This window comes from Actinosynnema sp. NPDC037264 (assembly GCF_055603705.1).
The window spans coordinates 1-1,331 of sequence record NZ_JBVJVK010000140.1; the positions used below are offsets into that span (position 1 = coordinate 1).

At 71.1% G+C, this 1,331-nt stretch carries 1 protein-coding gene; it reads left to right on the forward strand.

Annotated elements, in window-relative coordinates:
• Window positions 1-234 precede the first annotated feature (234 nt).
• The gene (locus tag ACZ7GX_RS45705) at window positions 235-1,314 is read left to right on the forward strand and encodes an IS110 family RNA-guided transposase (protein WP_498786929.1); all 1,080 of its coding nucleotides are present in this window, start codon (window positions 235-237) and stop codon (window positions 1,312-1,314) included.
• Window positions 1,315-1,331: the final 17 nt, after the last annotated feature.

Sequence of the window (1,331 nt, forward strand, 5' to 3'; positions counted from 1 at the left end):
GAGGACTGACAGTGAGGATGTAGGTGAGCACCTCCCGGCTGGGGTCTGACCCCAGGACTGACTGACTTCGGGTCCTCAACGGGATCTGTCGGCCCGGGCCGGGAGGCGCTCGCCTGCACTCACCGGACGTGGCGTTGTGACCTCATAGGAGCCTGGCCAGAGGCCCCATCACTGTCTTGTCCGCTCGCCTGGCTGGTGCGTGCCGCCCTGCCCGGTTCAGAGAACAGGACGGTCATGCCCACGATGGCACAACACGACGTCGAGGTCACCGGTGGCGTCGATACGCACAAGGACACCCACACCGCGGCCGCGGTCGACACGACCGGGCGGATGCTCGGATCGGCCCGGTTCCCGGCGTCCGCGGCCGGCTACCGACAGCTGCTGACCTGGCTGCGGTCCCTGGGGACGTTGGTGCTGGTGGGCGTGGAAGGCACCGGCGCCTATGGCGCCGGCCTGGCCCGTTACCTGCGTGCCGAGGGTGTGGCGCTGGTCGAGATCGACCGCCCGGACCGCAAGGCCCGCCGCTGGCAGGGCAAGTCCGACCCGGTCGACGCCGAGGCCGCCGCCCGCGCCGCCCTGGCCGCCCGACGCACCGGGACACCCAAGGACCGTGACGGAAAAGTGGAGGCGCTGCGCAACCTTCGAGTGGCCCGCCGCAGCGCCGTCGCCCAACGCGCCGACGTCCAGAAGCAGATGAAGGCCCTGATCGTCACCGCGCCCGAATGCCTCCGCGAACAGCTGCGCGGCCTGGGCGACCGCCGACTGATCGGGATCTGCGCGGCAGCGCGGCCCGACCATGGCCGGGTCGCCGACCCGACGGTGGCGGCGAGGATCGCCCTGCGCGCCCTCGCCCGCCGCCACCAACGGTTGTCCACCGAGATCACCGAACTGGACGAGCTCATCGCGCCACTGGTCGAAGCGGCCAACCCCCGGCTGCTCCAGTTGCCCGGCGTCGGACCCGATGTCGCCGGGCAACTGCTGGTCACCGCCGGCGACAACCCCGAGCGGCTGGGGTCCGAGGCCGCGTTCGCGATGCTCTGCGGCGCCGCGCCGCTACCGGCCTCCTCCGGGCGGACCAACCGCCACCGGCTCAACCGCGGCGGGGACCGCCAAGCCAACGCAGCCCTGCACCGCGTCGTGCTCTGCCGCCTCCGCTGGGACCTCCGCACCCGTCACTACGTCGACCGCCGGACCAAGGAGGGCATGTCGAAGAAGGAGATCATGCGCTGCCTCAAGCGCTACATCGCCCGCGAGGTCTACTCGGTCCTCTGCCCCGCTACGCCTACCCCAACCGATCTTGAAACCGCAGCTTGACATCCATAGGAGCATCC